Here is a 21,992-nt window from a genome sequence, read left to right on the forward strand (position 1 = left end):
TAACTAATAGTTTATAAATTATTATTACAATTAAAATTAAAGAACAATGGCAAATCATAAGTCAGCATTAAAAAGAATTAGAAGTAACGAAAAAAGAAGAGTATTAAACAGATACCAACACAAAACTACTCGTAACGCTATCAAAACTATCCGTTTAGCTACAGATAAAGCTGAAGCAGTTGCTAAGTTACCAATCGTTATTTCAATGATTGACAAATTAGCTAAGAAAAATATCATACACGATAATAAAGCTTCTAACTTAAAGTCAAAATTAACAAGACACGTAGCTGCTTTATAATCTATAATTAAGTGTTCAAAAAATAAATCCCGAATCATTCGGGATTTTTTATTTTATTACACCATCAGACCTATCAAAAAAAAGGGGATCCTACTCAAATAACTTACATATTATTTGTTTTTTTTATAAAGAGAAGAAATCTTTTTAAACTAATCAATACTTAACGATTGAATTAGAAAAAAATAATTGTAATTTTGCACCTTCAAAAATCACACACATGGAATCAATTAGAAATATTGCCATTATCGCGCACGTTGACCACGGCAAAACGACTTTGGTTGACAAAATTATGTACCACTGTCAATTATTCAGAGAAAATGAAAATACAGGAGATTTAATCCTTGACAACAATGATTTAGAACGCGAACGCGGTATCACAATTACTTCTAAAAACGTATCTGTTACTTACAAAGGAACTAAGATCAACATTATAGACACTCCTGGTCACGCGGATTTTGGTGGAGAAGTAGAACGTGTATTAAATATGGCTGATGGAGTATGCTTATTAGTAGATGCTTTTGAAGGACCTATGCCACAAACTCGTTTCGTATTACAAAAAGCAATTGATTTAGGTTTAAAACCATGTGTGGTTATAAACAAGGTAGATAAAGAAAACTGTACTCCTGAAGAGGTACATGAAAAAGTTTTCGATTTAATGTTTGAATTAGGTGCTACTGAAGAACAATTAGATTTTCCTTGTGTATATGGTTCTGCAAAGAACAACTGGATGAGCGAGGATTGGAAAGTTCAAACTTCATCTATAGAACCTCTTTTAGACATGGTTCTAAACAATGTACCTGCTCCTAAAGTTTCTGAAGGTACTCCACAAATGTTAATTACTTCATTAGATTTCTCTTCATTTACAGGCCGTATAGCGATTGGTCGTTTACAAAGAGGTGTTTTAAGTGAAGGAATGAATATTTCACTCGTAAAACGTGATGGCTCTACCACAAAGTCTAGAATTAAGGAATTACATACTTTTGAAGGTCTTGGCCGTAAAAAAGTACAAGAAGTCGTTGCAGGTGATATTTGTGCAATTGTAGGTTTAGAAGGGTTTGATATTGGTGATACTGTGGCTGATTTCGAAAATCCAGAAGCATTAGCTACTATTGCTATTGATGAGCCTACAATGAGTATGTTATTTACAATTAATGACTCACCTTTCTTTGGTAAAGAGGGTAAATTTGTAACTTCTCGTCATATTAAAGATCGTTTAACAAAAGAATTAGAAAAAAACTTAGCATTACGCGTTAATGAAACTGATTCTGCTGATAAATTTATGGTTTTTGGTCGTGGTGTATTACACTTATCTGTTTTAATTGAAACAATGCGCCGTGAGGGTTATGAATTGCAAATTGGCCAACCTCAAGTTATCATTAAAGAAATTGATGGCGTAAAATGCGAACCTGTTGAAGAATTAACCATTGATTTACCTGAAAATGTATCAGGTAAAGCAGTAGAATTTGTAACAGTTCGTAAAGGTGAAATGTTAAGTATGGAGCCAAGAGGCGAACGTATGATTATTAAATTTATCATTCCTTCTCGTGGTATCATTGGATTACGTAACCAATTATTAACAGCTACAGCAGGTGAAGCTATTATGGCACACCGTTTCTTAGAATATCAACCTTATAAGGGTGAAATTTCAGGACGTATTAGTGGCTCTTTAATTTGTATGGAAAACGGAAAAGCAATTCCTTATTCAATCAATAAATTACAAGACAGAGGTAAGTTCTTTGTAGATCCAAATGAAGATGTGTACGAAGGTCAGGTAATTGGCGAGAACTCTCGTGGTGATGATATGGTTGTAAATATTACTAAAACAAAACAGTTAACAAACTTCCGTAGTGCGGGAGCTGATGATAAAACTAGAATTGTTCCTGCTATAAAATTCACATTAGAAGAAGCATTAGAATATATTCAAAAAGATGAGTATGTAGAAGTAACTCCTAAATCGCTTCGCTTACGTAAAATCTTTTTAAATGAAAATGACAGAAAACGTAATAAAATAGCGTAATAAAACACCTAAAACCAGTCTTTAAAGGCTGGTTTTTTTATTTTATATTGATTTTATTTCTTTATTAGAATCTGAAACATTTATTATTAATAGCAGTAAATAATTGCCCACAATACCTATACTTAAATCGTTGTTTTTTGTTGAATTCCTCATTTTATAGTTTCTAGACTTTTACAAGTTGGATATCTCTTTTTTTGAAGTTTTCATAAATAAAAAAAGTTTATTGAAATTTGTTTCAATAAACCCTTCGAAATATCATATTTTATAATGCTTTACAGTATTTTCACCAACCCTTTTTGACTATTAACCCTTTTTTATGAAAATAAAGCCAAATGAAATTAGTATTTTTTTAATTTTAATAAGTCGAAAAATGGATTTATAAATTGATAGACATAATTTAAAATAATACTATAAACAGATTAAACCATTTTCTTTTACTAGATTTAATGATTTTGAAAACCAAAATATTTCAAAATCTTCAAATTTTTCTTCAAAGCTATTTTTTATCTGTCCTAAATTTTGAGGAATATGGTTTCTTATATCTAAGTTGGTTAATTTTTGAAGTAACCAGAGGGCGTGTCCTTTTTCTAGATGAATTGAAAAGCGATTTGTTTTTGTTTCAAAAAGCATTTCTGCCATTTCCCAAGATCTTCCTTTTTTACTTTTTGTGAAAAATTTAATTTGAGGAAGAGGAGCTATGTAATAAACTTTTTGATTAGGTTTAAAATTAAACGGATCTTCAGTTATTAGGCAGTTTTCAATAAAATTGGGCGCAATTTTAGTTCGAGGAATTTTAAAATCAAACCAATCTTGCAAAGGGAAATCAAAGCATAAACCATGCATATAATTAAAAAGTGATTTTTTTAAACCAAAACTAAACTGATCGTGGTTAATCCCTGTTTTATCCCTAAACTGAATATCATTGTTAGCAAAAGTAATCTCGTTTATTTTTGGAATTACACCAAAATCTTCAGGATTCATTCCTACGGGGCTATGCGCGGTCATGGCAAACTGATGCCAAAAACCACTTTGTAATACACCCATCTCAAAAAGTTGACGTACCATTTCTAAACTGTCAATTGTTTCTTGAATTGTTTGGGTTGGATATCCGTACATAAGATAGGCATGTACCATAATACCTGCCTCTGTAAAATTACGTGTTACCCGGGCTACTTGTTCTACTGTTACTCCTTTTTTTATTAAAGCTAATAAGCGATCAGAGGCTACTTCTAATCCGCCTGATACGGCTATACATCCTGAAAGTTTTAGAAGCAAACACAGATCTCTCGAAAAACTTTTTTCAAAACGAATGTTAGTCCACCAAGTGACCACTAGATCTCTTCTTAAAATTTCTAAAGCCACTTCTCGCATAAGGGCAGGAGGGGCTGCTTCATCTACAAAATGAAAACCACTTTCTCCTGTTTGCTGAATGATTTTTTCCATACGATCTACTATAATTCGGGCGTGAATAGGTTCGTAAATTTTGATATAATCTAATGAAATATCGCAAAATGTACATTTTCCCCAATAACAACCATGTGCCATAGTAAGTTTGTTCCATCGACCATCACTCCATAAACTGTGCATAGGATTGGCTATTTCTATTACTGATATATATTGATCAAGCAATAAGTCAGAATAATCAGGAGTACCTACCTCGCTTTGTTTATAATCAGGTTGTGTACAATTATTTTTAAAAATAACTTCATCATTTTCAAGAATAAAAGTTCGTTTTAGTTGTATTTCTTTAGAGCTCGTATTATAGATATGGGTGCATAGTAATTCTAATGGTAATTCACCATCATCAAGAGTAATGAAATCAAAGAATTCAAAAACCCTTTTATCTTTTAAATCGCGGAGTTCCGTATTAGGGAAACCTCCTCCCATAGCGGTTTTTATTTCAGGATAATGTTTTTTAATGAATTGTGCACAACGAAAAGCACTGTATAAATTCCCTGGAAAAGGAACGGAAAGACAAATGAGTTTTGGTGCTGTGTTTTTAATTTTTTCTTCTAGGATTTCTAGCGTAATAGAGTCAATATGAGTGAGTTCTTCTTTTAAACAATGATGTAGTTCATCAAAAGAATTAGCGCTTCTTCCTAATCGTTCAGCGTAGCGGCTAAAACCAAAATTTTCATCAACACATTCTATAATAAAATCAGATAAATCTTCAAGATATAAAGTGGCTAAATGTTTTGCTTTATCTTGCATTCCCATATTACCAAAAGCCCAATCCATGTCGTCTAATTGTTGGAAACGAGAGGCTTCGGGTAAGAAATTTCCTGAACAGATTTGGCGTGCTAGTGACGGTTTTTTTCCTTGTAAAAAGGCAATAACACTTTCAATTGTTTTTATATAATCATTTCTAAGAGAATAGATTCGTTGAGCGTTCTCGGTTAAATGATTGATTTCTGTTTTTTTTATTTCAAATATTTTTTCAACCCCTTTTTTAGAAAATAATTTTAAAATAACTTCAATGCCTAAATCTATTTGAAATGATGAAATAGATTTAGTATTCAAAAAACCTTTTATATAGGCAGTAGCTGGGTACGGTGTATTCAGTTGGGTAAAAGGAGGAGTTATAAGTAAAATGGTTTTCAAGGGATTGTTTTTTTTGCAAAGGTAAATCTAAAAAAGCATTTTGTTAAGGTTTTGAATCTATGAGATTGTATTTTTTTTCTAAAATATTGGGATAATTTCTAAAAGATGAAGAAAAGAAGAGAAAAAAAGACGGAAATTTTTTCTCGATATATAGGTTTTATCTGTAATAAATAATGCTAATCTGGGGTAAAAATACACGAAGAGGTATAATTAGAGTGAATAAGAAAACCATTTGTGAAGTTGTTTTTATGTTTAATGATTAGAATAACCTATTATTAGTGCTCTCATTATTATGTTGTAGAAAGATAGAAGATTTGGATTTTTTAGATAGAAAAAACGGAGTGAAACGGTATTGAATTATAAGAAATATTTAAAAGAAGAGTCATCAAAAACACACACTAAAGATCACAGGGAAATATAAATAAAAAAGGATAACTAGAGCCTAAACAAAGAAAAAACATCGAATGTTACCCTCTCTTTAGCCTTAAAAAACGGTATACTATTAGTAGAAAGAACAAAAGTTATACTTAAATTTGCAAAAAAATATTATGATGAAGATTGAAAAAATTTTAAAAAGATTGAATATAATAGTAGCTCTATTATTTACAGTTAGTATTTTTCCGCAGGAGTTTGCAGTAGGAAATTTAACCTACGAGGTGACATCGGGTATGAATGTAAGTGTAAGAACACCTAATACCTCTATTAGCGGCGCTATTACTATTCCTTCTACTGTAGATAATGCAGGTGTTACTTATACAGTTACCTCTATTCGATATGGTGCTTTTCAGAATTGTACAGGTTTAACTTCTGTTAGCATTCCTAACTCGGTTACCTCTATCGGAGATGAGGCTTTTGAAAATTGCAAAGGTTTAACTTCTGTTACCATTCCTAATTCCGTTACCTCTATTGGTTTTTCTACTTTTATTAATTGCGAACTCTTAACCGCTGTTAATCTTCCTAATTCCATTACCTCTATTGGAAATTTGGCTTTTTCAGGATGTTTAGGATTATCCGCTGTTACCATTCCTAATTCTGTTACCTCTATTAATAGTGCTCTTTTTTCGGGGTGTTCTAATTTGTCGACTGTTACCATTCCTGATTCTGTTACTTCTATAGAAAGTAGAGCTTTTTATTTATGTTCTAAATTAAGCTCTATTACCATTCCTGATTCGGTTACTTCCATAGGAAGCAATGCCTTTTATAAAACAGGTTTAACTTCTGTTATTATTCCGAATTCCGTTACTTCTATCGGAAGTAGTGCTTTTGAGCGTTGCCGTAGTTTAGCTAGTGTTACCCTTTCTAATTCCGTTACTTCTATCGGAAATAATGCTTTTGATAATTGTCGTAGTTTAACTACTATTACGATTCCTAGTTCTATTACTTCTATTGGGGAATCTGTTTTTTCGGGTTGTGCTGGTTTAACTACCGTTACTATTCCCAATTCGGTTACTTCTATAGGAAATAAAGCTTTTTATTATTGCACTAATTTAAGATCTGTTATCATTCCTAATTCCGTTATTTCTATTGGCGATAAAGCTTTTCTAAATTGCGAAGGGTTAAATACCCTTACCCTTTCCAATTCAGTTACTTCTATTGGTGAAAGTGCTTTTGAAAATTGTACTGCTTTAACCACTGTTACCATACCTAATTCGCTTACTTCTATTGGAACGTATTCTTTTAAGGATTGTAGAGGTTTAAGGACTGTTAACATTCCTGATTCAGTTACTACTATTAGATATGGAGCTTTTCAGGATTGTAGAGCTTTAACCACCCTTACCATTCCTAATTCTGTTACTTCTATTAGAAATAGAGCTTTCGAAAATTGCAGAGGTTTAACTGCTGTTACTGTAAATTGGATAGATCCACTTGCAGTATCTGGGGATGTTTTTAATGGGCTTGTTTTAAATAATATAGAACTAAAAATTCCTGAAGGTAGAGTTGCTGCATATCAAGCAGCTGTAATTTGGAAAAATTTTAAGATTATAGAACAGACTCTTTCTACATCAGAAAATATAAAAAATAGCTTTGTTCTATATCCTAATCCAGCAAAAGAGGTATTGTATTTTTCAGAAGATTTAGAAAATATTGCAATTTATAACGCAGAGGGTAAATTAGTTTCTAGAAATGAGCAAAACACAGATACTATGAACCTCTCTGAACTACCAAAAGGAATCTATCTATTTTCTGGACAAAACAAAACAGGCTACAAAGTTTTAAAAAAAATAGTGAAAGAGTAGTTGCAAAGGATTTTTTATAAATCCTTTAAGATATAAAAAGAATGTATACTCCTTTGGTTTTTACTATTCCATAAGACATTACAAAATCGCAAATTCAGCGTAAACCAATAAAAAGAGGTTGTCCTAAAAAAATGTTTGGACAACCTCTTTTTTATTCTTTTTTAAAAGGAACAAGGAATTAAAAAAGAAATGACACTTTCTTTGGAGGAGTTTATAAGATGTTTTACCTTGCATATACTCCCTAAAATCTTATCAAAATGAGGGATTATGGCTTTTTGAGTAGTATGTGGAAGCGCCGCAAGTTTCCTGCATTGCAGATAAAAATAGAAGTAATACCAACCTAAAATCAGCTTAAATAAAAAGGATTGCCGAAATGACCTTGTTGCAAAAACGGCAATTTACATTCTAGCAGTTTTTTACAAAAGAGAGCCACTCGCTTGGTATCTTGGTGGTAGCCAAAACTCAAAGGTCTAAGGGAATGAAATGCCAATGGTTCCGTTCAATAGGAGGGCATTTTTTGTGTTCTGAAGGTAGCGAAATCTTAGCTGTTTCGCGAAGATGGCATTAAAAACAGATTTTTTTAAAAAAAGTGTTATACTTTGTTAGTAGTTATGGGAAAAGTAATCAAAATCTTTTTGGAAAAAATATAGCAGCATCCAACCTATCATAAATTATTGTCATCCCGTCTTTGAACGTATTTCAAACGAAATTAAAGACAATGAACTCAAACAGATTAAAGCTTAATCCATTTTGTAAGTAAGAAATATATTATTAATTATCCACTTATAGTAATAGCTTAGATGTTCTGGTTTCAAAACTCCATTGTCAAATGATTATAGATACTAAATATAAATTACGGTACAAGGAAGTATATTTCCATCAGGATATTAGGCAAGTGGTAGGTTATGCTCGATTGAATAGAGTGAGAGAAAAATTAAAAATTCAAAATGACACCAATATTGATTGTTTAATCATTTCTCTTGATATACAGGAGGGTATAGAAGATTTTAGTTTAGAAACGATCTTTAAAAAAGAACAAAGATACAGGCTTATCAAAAAGTTTACAAATTACAAGTGAAATTGCCTATAACAGATACTTTTTGAAAAAATCCTGAATAATACCATCATAATTTACTTTTTTACTTTTATGAGAGACTAAATAAGAGGTATTAAAGAGATGTTTGCAAAGGGTATTGTGGATAAACTACTAATTTGTATATCTAAAAGGCAATTATAAAAAGAAATATTAACTACCGTTGAATAATAACTTTATATCAGATTACGCATTAGAAATTTATTACAGATTCAGCCCCCTCTTTTAAGAAGATGTTAAAACCTAAAAAAGGAATCAATCTATTTGCTATTTTTACCTAAAAAAAAGAGATGCTAACAGATTGTATAACTTATCAGGACTCAGGGTATTTTACGCCATTAATTGTTGATTATTTAAATGAAGAAAAAGAATTACAGTCATACTATAACCGATTTCCTAAAGTTGAGCATTTTTTGAATCAAATAGAAGAAAAAACAAATAACTATCCTGTAAAAAATCGAGAAATACTAGCTGATTCACTTCTAAAACAAAACCAAGGATTTGATATCAGTCAAGCTACTTTGGATAACATTCATAGGATAAAAGAATCCAAAACATTTACGATTACTACAGGGCATCAGCTAAACTTATTTACAGGGCCTTTATACTTTATATACAAAATAGTTTCAGCTATAAATTTGTGTAAAGAATTAAAAATAAAATATCCAACATACCATTTTGTACCTGTTTATTGGATGGCTACGGAAGATCACGATTTTGAGGAAATCAATCACTTTAAATTCAATCAAAAAAAAATCAGTTGGCATAGAAATTCTAAAGGTCCCGTAGGAAGATTGACCACAGAAGGATTGGATCAAGTATTTCAAGAAATGAAAGAAAGTTTAGGAATTAGTGACTATGCCAAGAGACTTATTTTGCTTTTTGAAAAAGCCTATTTAGGACATGATAATTTAGCAGATGCAACACGCTATTTAGTTAATGAATTATTTAAAGAATACGGGTTAGTAATTTTAGATGGAGATGATAATGCCCTAAAACAACTTTTTGTTCCTGTTATTAAAGAAGAACTCATACAACAAACTTCATACAAAAAAGTAAAAGAAAGACTTTCTTCTTTTTCTTACGATGTTCAGGTAAATCCTAGAGAAATCAACCTTTTTTATATGGAAGATAATTCGCGCGAACGTATTCTTTTTGAAAATGGAGTTTATAAAATAAATAATACAAAACTTGTTTTTTCTGAAACTGAAATTTTAGAGTTAGTTCAAAAAACACCTGAAAAATTCAGTCCTAATGTTATTTTAAGACCTTTGTATCAAGAGGCCATATTGCCAAATTTGTCTTATATTGGAGGAGGAGGAGAAATAGCCTATTGGTTAGAATTAAAAACAATGTTTGAAACTTTTAAGGTAACGTTTCCCATTTTGTTGCTTCGAAATTCTGTAGTTATTGCTTCTGAAAAACAATTTAAAAAAGCAGATAAATTACAATTAACCTGGTCGGATTTGTTTCTTAAACAAACTGAATTAGTAAATCAGAAAACAAGACAGTTTTCGGAATTTAGAATAGATTTTTCAAGACAAAAAGAACATTTAAAAAAACAATTCGAGAGCCTTTTGGATCTTGCAAACCAAACGGATAAAACATTTGTAAAAGCAGTAAAAGCCCAAGAAACAAAACAAATAAAAGGGTTAGAAAATCTTGAAAAACGCCTCTTAAAAGCTGAAAAAAGAAATCATGACGATAAATTAAAACGAATTATTGATTTGCAAAATGAGATATTTCCAAATGAAAGTTTGCAGGAACGCCAGTTGAATTTCAGTGTGTTTTATATTGAATACGGTGAAAATTTTATTGCTAGTTTATTAGAAAAATTAAATCCGCTTAGTAATGAATTTAACACAATAGTTTTTTAAAAAGGTTTCGGATGAAAATAAATCTTAAAAAAATAAACTTTTAAACTAAAGTTTGTACTTTTGCACCAAATTTAAAAAAATAAAAAATGGCAGGAAATAGAACTTTTACAATGATTAAACCAGATGCTGTTGAAAAAGGACACATTGGGGGAATTTTAAACATGATTACTGAAGGTGGTTTTAGAATTGTATCTATGAAATTAACTCAGTTAACAGTTGCAGATGCGCAAAAATTTTACGCTGTACACGCTGAAAGACCATTCTATGGTGAATTAGTAGAGTTTATGTCTCGTGGGCCAATTGTTGCAGCTATCTTAGAAAAAGAGAACGCAGTAGAAGATTTTCGTACTTTAATTGGTGCTACGAACCCAGTGGAAGCAGCAGAAGGAACTATTCGTAAAAAATATGCTACTTCTATTGGTGAAAATGCGGTTCATGGTTCAGATTCTGATGAAAATGCTGCTATTGAAGGTGATTTTCACTTTGCAGGAAGAGAAATGTTCTAATCAAACATAATTTTTAAAAACATTGTGGGTGTCTAAAAAGTAGTACCTTAAAATAAAATCTAGTTTATTACTTCAAAGACAAGACAAAAAAGTTATAAGTACTATGTGATTTTATTTTCTACCTTTGGTTGAAATGATAATAAGACAACTTTTTAAGACCCCCTCATTGTTGAAACTATCTATCTTGATGTTGGAGGCCTTCTCCTTTAATTTTCTGAATCCATATCAAGTCTCTCTTTAAAAAAATCATTTTATACTTTATTGCCTTTCAGGACCTATTTTTTCTGTATATTTAAACGCATCCTTATGTAAGATTTAACCTGTTTTCAAGGAGCTTGTTTAGAGGCTTGCATTACATAATATACAGATTTTTATTTGGATGACAGTTTAGGTTCAGATTATGGATTGAAAATTTATTACAGATAAAAAATAACATTAAATCTAAAAAACAACCATTTTCTATCTTCAATGAAAAAACTACATCTACGAAAAAAACGGGGATTTTTATCATCTCAGCTTTTTACCTTCATCATAAATTTTAATACATAGTTTTGAGTTGATTTTTGTATCTGTTTATTTGATGAAATTTAAACCCAAATTTCACAACGAAGTCTAATGCGTAATTTGGGTTAAATAGAAAAAAAGAATGCTATTTATTTTTGTTTAGACCTAAAATTCCTTTAGTTATAAGGAATTGAGCAACGATATATGTTAGCATGATCAAAAAACCAGATTTGGGTAGTTCTGAATGAAATTTGTTGATTGCTAATATACTATCAGAGCTTACAAAAAATAAAGCACCTATCAGTATGGTTAGGTTGTTTGGTTTAGACCACTTAAAATAACCTTTAATAGCCATTAACAACATAATAGAAATGGTTGTGGCATATAATGCAACAGGTATTTTTAAATTTCCTAAACTAGGGAAAAGTAGATTTAGCATACCTAATAAATACATTGTTACAAATATAAATCCTATCCAAAACAAGTTAGAATTGGGTTTGGTTTGGTCTTGTTTTATAAATAAAAAGATAAAGAAAATATGGCTTATTAGAAAAGAGGTTAAGCCTAAAATAAAATATAGCTCAGCTTTGTCTGCAAACATTAAGACGACATCGCCAATCCAAGAAAAAAACAAAGCAAAAAGAAGGTGTTTTTTTGTTCGGAAATTACTAGAACTATAAGTTTCTAAAATTAGTAAAGGAAGTAATAGCGGTTTGAAATACCAAGCAATAGCTTCTTGTTTAGCGAGTAATAGGAGTAGGTAAAACACGCTAATGCCTATAAAAAATTTCAAATACTGGCTCATAAAATTAGTTTAAAGCGAATTAATATTTTTTTGTTTAAATTCTATTTTTACAAAATAAAAGCTCATAAAAAGAGCAATTAAAAAATAACTGAAGACTATATGTGTGCCATAAGGGATAATTTGGTCTATTTGAAACCAGCCATTTAAATGGTAAATGATAACAATAGCAAATACGAAACGGGTAGTTTCGTAAATGTGTGCAAACTTATTTTTATCCATTAATTCGGTGTAGCTATACACTGTTGCAAAAATGAAGGATCCATAATAAAAGATATACGGTAAGCCTATTCTAGCTATATTGTCAAATAAGTAAGATATTAATAACAAGGTTGAAAATAATTGAATAAATGACCAACGTATTAATAATGTAGAATGGTTGGTACCAAATTTTTTAAAATTATATACATCTTCAATTTTAGGAATTGGGTATTTTTTGTCAAACCCTTCTGGTCTCCAGCCAGTAGGCATAAACCAAATTTTTAATTTATCTATGAATTTTTCAGCATACCAAGCATCTTTAATTAATAGCCAAAGGTGCTGAAAGTTAATCTTAAAAGGATTCCAAGTTTCGGCAGGACGTGTAATACCAAAAACGGGTGGAACATCTGCTAATTCTTCTTGAAAAGTACCAAAAAGTTTGTCCCAAAAGATAAATATTTGCGCATGGTTTTTATCCATATATTCTGGATTAATAGCATGATGAACTCTATGATGAGAGGGGGTTACAATTATTTTTTCTAAAAAACCTAGTTTGTTAATGTATCGTGTGTGGTACCAAAATTGTAAGAAGAATTGGATGGGTAGGGTAATAGCAATAACCTTAGAAGGAACACCTAACAGAGCGGCAGGTAATAATAAAAAAGTAAATAATTTAAAAAAATCAGAAACGGATTGCCTTAATGCACACGATAGGTTAAATTCTTCGCTACTGTGATGAATAGCATGCTTGTTCCAAAAAATATTGATCTGATGTGCCAAACGGTGTGTCCAGTATCCCTGAAAATCAATAGCAATAAATGCAATGATGTAGGCAAAAATAGATTCTTTAATTTGAAAAAAAGCTATTTTAGAAACCATGAATTCGTATGTAATGATGGACATACTTAAGCCTAAGACATCTCGAGTAGCGTTAGTCATTCCAGAGCTTAAACTAGAAATACTATCCATCATAGGAGCGTAATCTACTTTTTTGTAATAGCCATATATTTTCTCAATAATAATTAAGAATAAGAAAACAGGCATTGCTATAATCAGTATTTTGCCGTAAGTTTCCATTGTAATATTAGATTTTAAAAATTCAGAAATTTTTTTTAAAAAGGATTCTATCTGCTTTTAGTAAATCTAATTATTTTTTTTTAAATAAATTTTTTTTTAGTGATTTATTTAAGAATTATATAATTTCTGCGCTTAATCCAGCATCAAGAAGAGCAAAGCATAATGGTTGTAATTCGTTAAAAGAACCTGTTTTTACAGCGCATTTACCTGTATAATGTACTAAAATAGCGCATTGTTCTGCTTGTAATTCCTCATGATTACAAACGCGTATTAGTGTTTCTATTACATGATCAAACGTGTTTACATCATCGTTATACAAAATTATTTCATGGTTGATAGAAACTTCTTCTAAAACGGCAACGTCTTCTTGTGTTTTTTCAATAATACTCATGGATATTAATTTTTATTAAAGGAAAATTAGTTTATGAATTTATATATTTTAATGATACCCAGTTATTACGGCTAATTTTTTTAACAAAAGTTAAGCCTTTTTCTGTACATGAAGCATCAATAGAAGGAATGTCTTGTTCGTAAAAACCGCTGAATAAAATAATGCCATTAGGATTTAAACAATTCACATAAGTTTGCATATCATTAAGGAGTATATTTCTATTAATGTTTGCAATAATTAAATCGTATTTTTTATTGTTTAATAAGGAAGCATCTCCTTCATAAACCGTTATATGTTTGCAATTGTTGCGTGTTGCATTTTCAATAGAATTTAAATAACACCAATTGTCGATGTCTATAGCGTCTATAGGTTGTGCTCCTTTCATTTCAGCAAGTATTGCTAAAATAGCAGTTCCACATCCCATATCAAGTGTTTTTAAGTCTTTAAGGTCTAATTCTAATAAATGTTGGATCATCATGTGGGTGGTTTCGTGATGTCCTGTTCCAAAACTCATTTTAGGTTCTATTATAATGTCAAATTGCGCATCTGTTTTAGGATGAAAAGGCGCGCGTACATGACATAAACCATCAACATCAATTGGATCAAAGTTTTTTTCCCATTCTGCATTCCAATTTTGTTGTTCAATTTCTTCAAAAGTGTATGAAATTTTAAACTCGGGATTTTGTAATATATAAATATCTTCTAAAATACCCTCATTCCAATTTTCTTTAGGAATATAAGCAGAAAAACCTTTGTCCGTTTCAATAAAACTGTCAAATGGAAGTTCTCCCAATTCTGCTATTAAAATTTCAGAGCCTAGCTCCTTAGGTTCTACCTCAAAATGGTATCCTATATATGTATTTTGCATTGCTTTGTTTTTTTGCAAAGGTAGTTATTTCGTAGATTATAGTTTTGGGTTAAGAGCTCTTTCTTGAATGAAAATTGTAAATTTGTTTGTTAAAAAAGTAAACATGAAAAAAGGGCAAATATTTTATGGAGTATTAGGCTCTTTTTATTTAGAAAGAGAATTTGTTATAAAACGGATATACAAATATTGCTTTGATGAGAATAATCTTGATTGTTTGGGTCACGGATAAAGTTTTTTTTCAATATAGGATAGTAAATAAACAAGTGGCCAATTGTTGCTAACTCATAACAAAATTTGAACAAAGATAGAGTCCAGCCATTTGTTAAATTTAAACCCAGTTTCTTTAATATGTCCTACTTCTTGAAATCCCAATTTTTTATGAAAGGCAAGACTTCCTAAATTTTCAGAATCAATAACACCAATTAAAGTATGAATTTTTTCTTTTTTTGCAATTTTAATGAGTTCTTTTAAAAGAAGTGAGCCAATTCCATTTCCGTGAAAATCTTTATGTACATATACTGAGTGCTCTGCGGTAAATTGGTACCCTATTTTAAAACGAAATGAACCATACGTCCCAAATCCTACTATTTTATTTTCTTTTATCGCAATTAAAAAAGGTTGATTATTTATTTTTTTTTCTTCAAAAATCTTTTGTTGCTGTTCTAAAGTTCTGATATCATATTCCCAAATAGAAGTACTATTTAAAATTTCGTAATTTATGATTTCAAGAATTTCAAGAAGATCTTCAAATTTAGCTTCTTTTATTTGGATGGACATATTACTCTTTAATTAAAAAAAAATTAATAAATTTAAATCATGAAAATACAAAAAATTGCTCAACTTTTTGAATTTCTATTTGTTTTTGACCTTATTTTGTATGGGGTTATGGCTTTTTTGCAAGTAGATATATTAGAAGAATACCTACGTTGTATGAGCATTCCCTTGCTTTTCATACTGTATATAATTTCTTCTTTAAGAATCAATATGAAATTTTTAGTATGTTTAATAATATATCAGGTTACTTCTTCTTTATTTGCAATAGAAGGAGATGCGGTTTTTAAAATGGCAACCCTGTTTTCTTTGGTTTCCAAAATGGGACTGATTTATTTAATACTAGAGTTTATTGAAAAAAAAGATAGAACCGCCATAGGAGTTGCTTTAGTGCCATTATTCGTTTTATACCTCTATATGATTAATTTTGTTTTTGAACAAGTAGAAGAGCATTATATTTACTGGGTTTTTAATTCTTTGCTTACGGCTTTTTTAGGTGCTGTTGGGGTTATTACTTATGTGAATCAAATGAAAAAAGAAAATCTATTTTTTCTTATAGCTACAGTTTTTTTAGTAATTCAAATGTCGCTCTTTTTCTTTAATATGTTTTACTATGAATCAATTTTTTTACACAAATGGATTGTCGTTTTTTCTGCTTTAGCCTATTACATGATTTATAAATTTTTAATTTTAAAAGAAAATGCTCAAAATATGACGATAAGTTAATACTTTTGCGTTAAAACATGAGTTTATTACAAATTGAAACCTACCGCTATTTACCCAAGAATTCCTTTAGCACAAAGCATAATTGAAATATGTAAGAATAAAGGATTAAAACACATAGTCATTTCCCCAGGTTCGCGAAATGCACCCTTGACTATAGGCTTTTCTAATCAAACTGAATTTAATTGTTATAGTATAGTAGATGAACGTTGTGCGGGTTTTTTTGCATTAGGCTTAGCTCAACAATTACAGGAGCCAGTAGTGCTAATTTGTACTTCAGGATCAGCGTTGTTAAACTATTACCCCGCTATTTCAGAGGCATTTTATAGTCAGATACCTTTAGTTGTTATTTCGGCTGATCGGCCAATTGATAAAATAGATATAGGAGACGGACAAACCATTAGACAAGCGAATGTTTTTGCTAATCACATCCTATATAACGCAAATCTACAAGAAGATGCTTCTTCAGAAAATGATAGATTGATACAAGAAGCCCTTTTTTTTAGTATTTCCCAAAAAGGACCTGTTCATATAAATGCGCCTTTTGAAGAACCTTTATATGAAACAATTCCTGAACCAACTATCAAGCCTATATGGTTTAATTTTCAAAAAAAGGATGAACAATTAGATGCTCTAGAAATTTTTGCGGAAGAATGGAATCTAGCTCAAAAAAAAATAATATTAATAGGCGAAAATCACTCGGATTCTATTGATACAAAATATTTAGACATAATAGCTCGCGATCCTTCAGTTATTGTTATGACTGAGGTTACGTCTAATGTGCATCATGAAAATTTTATTACCAATATAGATACGATTATAACACCTTTTTCAGAAGAAGAGTTTGAACGTTATAAACCCGAAATATTGTTGACATTAGGAGGGATGATCGTCTCAAAACGCATAAAAACTTTCTTTAGGAAATACAAACCCAATACGCATTGGCATATAGATGAGTTAAGAGCTTACGATACGTATGGATGTCTTAAGAAGCACTTTAAGGTAAAACCTAATGTTTTTTTTGAACATTTCCTAAAATTAACATCTTATAAAGAAAGTTCTTTTCAAAAAGAAGTATTAGCCATTCGTTCACAAAGGGCAATATTGCATACTCTTTATTTGAAAGAATTGAGTTTTTCAGATCTAAAAGTTTTTCAAATTATAACGGAGTTATTACCTAAAAATATTCAATTACAAATTAGTAATAGTTCAGCTATACGATACGCACAATTATTTTCTATAGATCCCAGTATTTCAGTGTATTGTAATAGAGGGACGAGTGGGATAGAAGGAAGTACTACAACAGCTATTGGTGCTGCTGTGGCAAGTAAAAAAACAACTTATTTTATAACGGGAGACATTAGCTTCTTTTATGATAGCAATGCGTTATGGAATCATTATATACCCAACGATTTTAAAATTATTATTATAAATAATGGAGGAGGAGGGATCTTTAGAATTTTACCAGGGCATCAAGAAAACGAAACATTCAATACTTTTTTTGAAACTTCACATAGTCTAACAGCAGAATATTTAGCTAAAATGTATGGATTTGATTATTTTAAGGCTACAGAAGAAAATCAATTGCGAACCGATTGGAAAACGTTTTCATTATTGAATAAACCAGCTATATATGAAATTTTTACCCCCGAAAAACGCAATAATGAGATTCTTATACAGTATTTTAAGGAATTAAAATGATTGTTTTTTTTGTTTTAGAGCTTGTTTGTTTTGATATAATTTTATATATTTGATAGATATACAATAACATAACTAGAAAAAATATGAGTAAAAGAGATGAACTGATTGAAAAATACGCTGCGGATTTACAAGAAAAATGTGGAGTAACACCTGATATGGAATTATTGACAAAAGTAGTAATAGGGTGTGGACCGTCTATTTATAATCAAGATTCAGCAACCGTTTCGGGGTCACAACAGTCCGAATTAGATACAGTTAAAAATAACTTTTTAATAAAAAAATTAGGACTGTCTGATAGTCCAGAATTAGATGCTGCAATTGATAGTGTAATCGAACAATACGGACGTTCTAACCGTAATAAATACCGCGCAGTTGTATACTATTTATTAACACTTCATTTCCAAAAAGAGAGTGCTTATAATTAATTAGAATTTATAAAGTTTATAAAATCCCGATTTTTATCGGGATTTTTTATTTGTATCTTTGCCACTTTAAATTTTGACTGATGATTGAAATAGGAAAATATAATACTCTAAAAATAGCTCGAAATACCAATATAGGATTGTATCTAACAGACGGTGATAAAGACGTGTTATTGCCTAACAAATACGTGCCTATAGAATATGAGATAGATGAAGAAATAGATGTGTTTGTTTACTTAGACCATGAAGAACGCCCTGTAGCAACTACCTTAGAACCCTATATCGTTTTAAATGAATTTTCATTATTGAGAGTTAATTATGTGAATAAATTTGGTGCTTTCATGGATTGGGGACTAGAAAAAGATTTGTTTGTACCCTTCAAAGAACAGGCAAGACCCATGGAAGAAGGAAAAAGGTATCTTGTATATATGTATTTAGACAAACAAACGAATCGTTTGGTGGGTTCTAGTAGGTTAAATCAATTTTTGAGTAATCAAAATCTAAGTGTTGAAAATGGAGAAGAAGTCGACCTGATTGTTTCTCATATTTCAGATACAGGTATTAATGTAATTATTAATGAAAAGCACAAAGGATTAATTTATAAAGATCAAATTTTTGAAGATCTAAGAACAGGAGATCGCATCATTGGGTATATCAAAAATATTCGCCCAGATGGTAAGATAGATGTATCAAGACAGCCATTGGGTTTTGAACGAATAGATGTCTCTGCTCAAAAAATATTAGATGAATTAAAAGCTGGAAGAGGAATGCTAAAATTACATGACAATAGTAGCCCAGAAGATATTAAAACAATTTTACAAATGAGTAAAAAAACTTTTAAGAAAGCCATAGGGACTCTTTACAGACAAAAAATGATAGAATTAAGACCAGATGGTATTTATTTGGTAAAAGAATAGATCAAGAATGAAGAGGTTGTCCAAAAAACACGCCTAAATGTTTCGTTTGTTACCTAACGATAGGAAATCGGAACTAAAGATAATCTGCTTATGTGATTTGCTTTTCCTGTTTAACTTCGTTTTTTTCATTGGGTAAAAAAAACATCATTAGAATATCTTTTTAGACAACCTCTTTTTATAATAGTTTAAAGACTATTATAAAAAGAAAAAATAGTTATAACTATTTTTTCTTTTTATATAAAGGAATAAAATACGTAATACTATAATTCCATCCCGCTCCAAATTTTCCATCAAATGTTTTGTTAAACCCAGGAATGTACAAATTATTGAAGTTTTCTGGTTTTTTTTCGGATAGTAAATAATTAATTCGTAAACTGAAACCCGCATAAAAATTATTAAAAATTTTAGCTTTTACTCCTGCCACCACTTCAGTCCAATGTGCTGTTAAACCTTTATAGTTCATATTAACAACTACAGCATCTGCTTGCGGAAAATATCCCGTAGTATTATATATTTTGTAACTCGTAAGTTCTTGATTAAAAGAAGAAAAACCATAACGAAGTCCTAAATGAACCATGTCTTCCATGTCAAGCCAATTTTGATAAAAATTATAGTCAAATCCGACTTTTAAATAACTACCCTTCGTTGTGAAATTAAGACGCTTATCTTCCGTGGTCTTTTTTTCATTACCTATTTCGGTAGCTATATACATTCTTTTGCCTACTCTATAATCACCAACTAATTCTAACCCTTTGTAATTTTTATCAAAAACAGAACGAGTAATTTTAGATAAATCAGCGCCTATTCGTACCCCGTAGCGTTCTGTTTTTTTGATAGTATCTTTTGTTTTTTCCTGTGCTTTACTAATAGTTAGTGCAAAGACAGTTAATAACAGACTAAAAGAAAATTTTGATATGTGTTTCATTTTCGTTTACTATAGATGTTTTTTGAATGGTTACTTCTTGTATCCAATTTTTAGGGGTTGTAAGGGTAGCTCCATTAGGAGTGTTTAGTGTAAATTCAGTTTTATATCCACAAGCCCTTGAAATATAAACATCGTTACGTGAGTAATTAAGGGTAATTTGATCGTCCTTAGCTAAAGTACTATTTTTTGAATTAATTTGAAAAGTATAATGTACCTGATTTCCATTTACTTTTAGAGGCAATTCTATCTTGTTACTACCCGTAAAATCTAAAGAAGTAGACATTCCTTCCGCAGTAACTTTCAGATCTGTTACGGTTTTAAGATTAGTTGGATTGTTGTTGTCAAAGAATTGTACAATCATTCTAGGGGTTGTGGGAGTTCCCTGTGGACAGACATCATCGGGTTCGCAATTCAAAAAAGGCAAAGTGAATATAATGGTGAATAATCCAAAAAGTATTTTTTTCATATTTATTTGAGTAATTAATGATAAGTAAAAAGTGATTAGCTACTAATCACCTTTTACTATTTACTTTTTTTCCAAAAGTACAACATTTTCTACGTGATGGGTTTGTGGAAACATATCCACAGGTCGTACACGAGTTACTTTATACATCTTGTCCATTAACGCTAAATCACGTGCTTGTGTAGCAGAGTTACAACTTACATACACTACTTTTTTAGGGGCAATTCTTAAGATTTGTTCGACCACATCTGCGTGCATACCATCACGAGGGGGGTCTGTAATAATGATATCTGGATGTCCATGTGTGGCAATAAACTCGTCGTTAAATACGTTTTTCATATCACCTACAAAAAACTCACAATTGTTAATATTATTGCGTTTAGCGTTTACTTTTGCATCGGAAATAGCTTCCGGAACTGCTTCGACACCAACTACCTTTTTTGCTTTTTTAGAAACAAATTGAGCAATTGTTCCTGTTCCAGTGTATAAATCATATACTAATTCATTGCCTGTTAATCCTGCAAAATCCCTCGTAATAGAATATAATTCATACGCTTGTTCTGAATTGGTTTGATAGAAAGACTTCGCATTAATACTAAACTGTAAGCCTTCCATTTCTTCTAAGATATAATCTCGACCTTTAAATAAAATAATGTCTTGGTCGTACAAAGTATCATTTGCTTTTTGGTTGATTACATACTGCAGCGAAGTAATTTCAGGAAAACGTTCGGCTAAAAAATTCATAATCAATTCTATTTGCTTTTGGTTATGATCAAAAAATTGAATCACTACCATGATTTCTCCCGTAGAAGCTGTACGAATCATAAGGGTGCGTAACAAACCACTATGCTCCCTTGGATTAAAGAAGGATAAATTATTTTCGTTGGCAAAATGCCTTATTTCATTACGAATATCATTAGAAGGATCTTGTTGTAAATGACATTTGTTGATATCAAGAATTTTATCCCACATTTTTGGAATATGGAATCCTACCGCATTTTTATTATCTAGTTCTTCGCCACTGTTAATTTCTTCAGGGGTCATCCAGCGACTAGAGGAAAAGCCAAACTCCATTTTATTACGATAGAAAAACTGTTTTTCAGAGCCCAAAATAGGTTCGAATATTGGTAATTCTATTTTTCCAATGCGTTTTAAGTTATTTTCTACCTCTTGGTGTTTGTAAAATAACTGCTGGTTGTAATTCATGTTTTGCCATTTGCAACCACCACATACACCAGAATGTTCGCATACGGGATCTACACGATGCTCTGAATACGAATGAAATTTGAAAGCTTTACCTTCATAATACGATTTTCGCTTTTTGAAGGTTTGAATATCTACTACATCACCAGGTACTACATTACTTAAAAAAATGACCTGACCTTCTGGGGCTTTTGCCACACATACGCCTTTTGCTCCTGCATCAAGGACTTTTACGTTTTCGAATACGACTTGTTTGTCTTTTTTTCTTCCCATAGTGCAAAGATAATAATTGCTATCATATTTATGATTTTTGCTCTTGGATTTTAGAAAAAACCAGTTTAGTTTGATTAATGAATAATAACTAATCTATTATTCTTGGACCTGATAAAACGTTA

Annotated in this window: 20 protein-coding genes; 11 read left to right on the forward strand and 9 right to left on the reverse strand. The window is 30.7% G+C overall.

Features of this window, described 5'->3' with window-relative positions; genetic code table 11:
* Nucleotides 1–46: 46 nt before the first annotated feature.
* Together rpsT and typA are read left to right on the forward strand one after the other, a co-directional pair.
* Nucleotides 47–298, forward strand: a complete 252-nt coding sequence (gene rpsT, locus HUE53_RS10375; RefSeq protein WP_014165564.1) for a 30S ribosomal protein S20 — start codon at nucleotides 47–49, stop codon at nucleotides 296–298.
* A 217-nt stretch (nucleotides 299–515) separates the two neighbouring features.
* Nucleotides 516–2,315 carry a translational GTPase TypA gene (typA, locus tag HUE53_RS10380; RefSeq protein ID WP_014165563.1) on the forward strand — a complete coding sequence of 600 codons (1,800 nt, stop codon included), beginning with the start codon at nucleotides 516–518 and terminating at the stop codon, nucleotides 2,313–2,315.
* 408 nt (nucleotides 2,316–2,723) lie between these two features.
* Here typA and HUE53_RS10385 read toward each other — a convergent pair whose 3' ends face one another.
* Nucleotides 2,724–4,916, reverse strand: coding sequence for a B12-binding domain-containing radical SAM protein (locus HUE53_RS10385; protein ID WP_014165562.1), 2,193 nt, complete (start codon nucleotides 4,914–4,916; stop codon nucleotides 2,724–2,726).
* Nucleotides 4,917–5,464: 548 nt separating this feature from the next.
* Between HUE53_RS10385 and HUE53_RS10390 the strand changes: the two genes are divergently transcribed.
* The 4 genes from HUE53_RS10390 (at nucleotide 5,465) to HUE53_RS10405 (ending at nucleotide 10,629) form a co-directional block, all read left to right on the forward strand.
* The gene (locus HUE53_RS10390) at nucleotides 5,465–7,153 is read left to right on the forward strand and encodes a leucine-rich repeat protein (protein ID WP_192188462.1); all 1,689 of its coding nucleotides are present in this window, start codon (nucleotides 5,465–5,467) and stop codon (nucleotides 7,151–7,153) included.
* 829 nt (nucleotides 7,154–7,982) lie between these two features.
* Nucleotides 7,983–8,231, forward strand: a complete 249-nt coding sequence (locus HUE53_RS10395; protein ID WP_077225034.1) for a hypothetical protein — start codon at nucleotides 7,983–7,985, stop codon at nucleotides 8,229–8,231.
* 305 nt (nucleotides 8,232–8,536) lie between these two features.
* Nucleotides 8,537–10,123 (forward strand): bacillithiol biosynthesis cysteine-adding enzyme BshC, encoded by a 1,587-nt coding sequence (gene bshC, locus HUE53_RS10400; RefSeq protein WP_014165559.1) that lies wholly within the window; start codon nucleotides 8,537–8,539, stop codon nucleotides 10,121–10,123.
* A gap of 86 nt (nucleotides 10,124–10,209) precedes the next feature.
* The gene (locus HUE53_RS10405; RefSeq protein WP_192188463.1) at nucleotides 10,210–10,629 is read left to right on the forward strand and encodes a nucleoside-diphosphate kinase; all 420 of its coding nucleotides are present in this window, start codon (nucleotides 10,210–10,212) and stop codon (nucleotides 10,627–10,629) included.
* Nucleotides 10,630–11,278: 649 nt separating this feature from the next.
* Here HUE53_RS10405 and HUE53_RS10410 read toward each other — a convergent pair.
* The 4 genes from HUE53_RS10410 to prmA all read right to left on the reverse strand — a co-directional run bounded on the left by HUE53_RS10410 (nucleotide 11,279) and on the right by prmA (nucleotide 14,472).
* On the reverse strand, nucleotides 11,279–11,938 hold the full coding sequence (locus HUE53_RS10410) for a lysoplasmalogenase (RefSeq protein WP_077225038.1): 660 nt from the start codon (nucleotides 11,936–11,938) through the stop codon (nucleotides 11,279–11,281).
* A 9-nt stretch (nucleotides 11,939–11,947) separates the two neighbouring features.
* A complete protein-coding gene (locus tag HUE53_RS10415) occupies nucleotides 11,948–13,213 on the reverse strand; it encodes a sterol desaturase family protein (RefSeq protein WP_192188464.1) in 1,266 nt (421 codons plus the stop codon).
* 115 nt (nucleotides 13,214–13,328) lie between these two features.
* Nucleotides 13,329–13,604 carry an ATP-dependent Clp protease adaptor ClpS gene (locus HUE53_RS10420; RefSeq protein ID WP_014165555.1) on the reverse strand — a complete coding sequence of 92 codons (276 nt, stop codon included), beginning with the start codon at nucleotides 13,602–13,604 and terminating at the stop codon, nucleotides 13,329–13,331.
* Nucleotides 13,605–13,635: 31 nt separating this feature from the next.
* Entirely contained in the window at nucleotides 13,636–14,472 is an 837-nt protein-coding gene (gene prmA / locus HUE53_RS10425; protein WP_014165554.1) for a 50S ribosomal protein L11 methyltransferase, read from the reverse strand.
* Nucleotides 14,473–14,575: 103 nt separating this feature from the next.
* Here prmA and HUE53_RS14460 point away from each other — a divergent pair, with 103 nt between their 5' ends.
* Nucleotides 14,576–14,701 carry a hypothetical protein gene (locus HUE53_RS14460; RefSeq protein WP_261764991.1) on the forward strand — a complete coding sequence of 42 codons (126 nt, stop codon included), beginning with the start codon at nucleotides 14,576–14,578 and terminating at the stop codon, nucleotides 14,699–14,701.
* A 53-nt stretch (nucleotides 14,702–14,754) separates the two neighbouring features.
* Here the strand turns inward: HUE53_RS14460 and HUE53_RS10430 are convergent, their stop codons facing one another.
* Complete coding sequence (locus tag HUE53_RS10430; protein WP_014165553.1) at nucleotides 14,755–15,249, reverse strand: GNAT family N-acetyltransferase; 495 nt, start codon at nucleotides 15,247–15,249, stop codon at nucleotides 14,755–14,757.
* 39 nt (nucleotides 15,250–15,288) lie between these two features.
* On the opposite strand from HUE53_RS10430, the gene HUE53_RS10435 reads away from it, so the two are divergent.
* The 4 genes from HUE53_RS10435 to HUE53_RS10450 all read left to right on the forward strand — a co-directional run bounded on the left by HUE53_RS10435 (nucleotide 15,289) and on the right by HUE53_RS10450 (nucleotide 19,006).
* A complete protein-coding gene (locus HUE53_RS10435; RefSeq protein ID WP_014165552.1) occupies nucleotides 15,289–15,969 on the forward strand; it encodes a hypothetical protein in 681 nt (226 codons plus the stop codon).
* Between the two features lie 33 nt (nucleotides 15,970–16,002).
* Nucleotides 16,003–17,667, forward strand: coding sequence for a 2-succinyl-5-enolpyruvyl-6-hydroxy-3-cyclohexene-1-carboxylic-acid synthase (gene menD, locus HUE53_RS10440; RefSeq protein WP_107317711.1), 1,665 nt, complete (start codon nucleotides 16,003–16,005; stop codon nucleotides 17,665–17,667).
* Nucleotides 17,668–17,750: 83 nt separating this feature from the next.
* Nucleotides 17,751–18,092: a DUF2853 family protein gene (locus HUE53_RS10445; protein WP_014165550.1), complete on the forward strand. Its 342-nt coding sequence runs from the start codon at nucleotides 17,751–17,753 to the stop codon at nucleotides 18,090–18,092.
* 80 nt (nucleotides 18,093–18,172) lie between these two features.
* Nucleotides 18,173–19,006, forward strand: a complete 834-nt coding sequence (locus tag HUE53_RS10450; protein WP_014165549.1) for a CvfB family protein — start codon at nucleotides 18,173–18,175, stop codon at nucleotides 19,004–19,006.
* A 220-nt stretch (nucleotides 19,007–19,226) separates the two neighbouring features.
* On the opposite strand, the gene HUE53_RS10455 is transcribed toward HUE53_RS10450, so the two are convergent.
* The 3 genes from HUE53_RS10455 to rlmD are packed head-to-tail and all read right to left on the reverse strand — an operon-like array spanning nucleotide 19,227 to nucleotide 21,870.
* A complete protein-coding gene (locus tag HUE53_RS10455; RefSeq protein WP_014165548.1) occupies nucleotides 19,227–19,931 on the reverse strand; it encodes a DUF6048 family protein in 705 nt (234 codons plus the stop codon).
* The gene (locus HUE53_RS10460) at nucleotides 19,903–20,397 is read right to left on the reverse strand and encodes a DUF6452 family protein (RefSeq protein WP_065213421.1); all 495 of its coding nucleotides are present in this window, start codon (nucleotides 20,395–20,397) and stop codon (nucleotides 19,903–19,905) included. The genes HUE53_RS10455 and HUE53_RS10460 overlap by 29 nt, the downstream gene beginning before the upstream one ends.
* Nucleotides 20,398–20,457: 60 nt before the next feature.
* Nucleotides 20,458–21,870: a 23S rRNA (uracil(1939)-C(5))-methyltransferase RlmD gene (gene rlmD, locus HUE53_RS10465; protein WP_014165546.1), complete on the reverse strand. Its 1,413-nt coding sequence runs from the start codon at nucleotides 21,868–21,870 to the stop codon at nucleotides 20,458–20,460.
* Between the last annotated feature and the right edge of the window lie 122 nt (nucleotides 21,871–21,992).

The organism is Flavobacterium columnare, from assembly GCF_014844295.1.
Taxonomy (GTDB): Bacteria; Bacteroidota; Bacteroidia; order Flavobacteriales; family Flavobacteriaceae; genus Flavobacterium; species Flavobacterium columnare.

Coding starts and splice junctions, on each gene's coding strand:
- HUE53_RS10430 (WP_014165553.1), bottom strand. CDS start 15,249: ATGTCCATCCAAATAAAAGAAGCTAAATTTGAAGATCTTCTTGAAATT.
- HUE53_RS10395 (WP_077225034.1), top strand. CDS start 7,983: ATGATTATAGATACTAAATATAAATTACGGTACAAGGAAGTATATTTC.
- HUE53_RS10390 (WP_192188462.1), top strand. CDS start 5,465: ATGATGAAGATTGAAAAAATTTTAAAAAGATTGAATATAATAGTAGCT.
- bshC (WP_014165559.1), top strand. CDS start 8,537: ATGCTAACAGATTGTATAACTTATCAGGACTCAGGGTATTTTACGCCA.
- HUE53_RS10450 (WP_014165549.1), top strand. CDS start 18,173: ATGATTGAAATAGGAAAATATAATACTCTAAAAATAGCTCGAAATACC.
- HUE53_RS10410 (WP_077225038.1), bottom strand. CDS start 11,938: ATGAGCCAGTATTTGAAATTTTTTATAGGCATTAGCGTGTTTTACCTA.
- HUE53_RS10460 (WP_065213421.1), bottom strand. CDS start 20,397: ATGAAAAAAATACTTTTTGGATTATTCACCATTATATTCACTTTGCCT.
- prmA (WP_014165554.1), bottom strand. CDS start 14,472: ATGCAAAATACATATATAGGATACCATTTTGAGGTAGAACCTAAGGAG.
- rpsT (WP_014165564.1), top strand. CDS start 47: ATGGCAAATCATAAGTCAGCATTAAAAAGAATTAGAAGTAACGAAAAA.
- HUE53_RS10455 (WP_014165548.1), bottom strand. CDS start 19,931: ATGAAACACATATCAAAATTTTCTTTTAGTCTGTTATTAACTGTCTTT.
- HUE53_RS14460 (WP_261764991.1), top strand. CDS start 14,576: ATGAAAAAAGGGCAAATATTTTATGGAGTATTAGGCTCTTTTTATTTA.
- HUE53_RS10445 (WP_014165550.1), top strand. CDS start 17,751: ATGAGTAAAAGAGATGAACTGATTGAAAAATACGCTGCGGATTTACAA.
- HUE53_RS10415 (WP_192188464.1), bottom strand. CDS start 13,213: ATGGAAACTTACGGCAAAATACTGATTATAGCAATGCCTGTTTTCTTA.
- HUE53_RS10405 (WP_192188463.1), top strand. CDS start 10,210: ATGGCAGGAAATAGAACTTTTACAATGATTAAACCAGATGCTGTTGAA.
- HUE53_RS10420 (WP_014165555.1), bottom strand. CDS start 13,604: ATGAGTATTATTGAAAAAACACAAGAAGACGTTGCCGTTTTAGAAGAA.
- HUE53_RS10435 (WP_014165552.1), top strand. CDS start 15,289: ATGAAAATACAAAAAATTGCTCAACTTTTTGAATTTCTATTTGTTTTT.
- typA (WP_014165563.1), top strand. CDS start 516: ATGGAATCAATTAGAAATATTGCCATTATCGCGCACGTTGACCACGGC.
- rlmD (WP_014165546.1), bottom strand. CDS start 21,870: ATGGGAAGAAAAAAAGACAAACAAGTCGTATTCGAAAACGTAAAAGTC.